Annotated in this window: 1 protein-coding gene; it reads left to right on the plus strand. The window is 68.6% G+C overall.

Translation table 11 applies throughout. The features are described from left to right. Window positions 1-313: hypothetical protein (locus OO70_RS55230; protein ID WP_158711700.1), on the plus strand; the 313-nt coding region annotated here is incomplete at its 5' end. Window positions 314-385: the final 72 nt, after the last annotated feature.

Raw genomic sequence — 385 nt, forward strand, 5'->3', positions numbered from 1 at the left:
CTGGTGGCGCGTCGAGATCGCCGCCGAGAAGTCCGGTCGGGTCGTGGCGTCGATGCGGAACGTCTCGACCGGCTCGCCGGTTACCACCGTCGACTCCGGGGTGACGTCTGGGTGGGGGACTGGGACTGGGATCGCGATCCTGGCCCGCCGGGAGACCGGCAACTCGAACTCGCCGGTGACGGTCAAGGTCGACGCGTTGTCGGCGGTGAATCCGCAGGTCATGACCGTTACGCGAGGTGTTGCCGGGATCGTCAAGGACCATTCGGCCGGTACGGATGTCCGGCTGTGGACGCCCGCCCGCCGGGCGATGTGAGGAGGAACCGTGCCTGACCTGTTGGCCGGCAGCATCATTCGGGGGATGGACACCCCGCCGACGGAGTGGGAC

Source organism: Streptomyces xylophagus, from assembly GCF_000716435.1.
GTDB lineage: Bacteria > Actinomycetota > Actinomycetes > Streptomycetales > Streptomycetaceae > Streptomyces > Streptomyces xylophagus.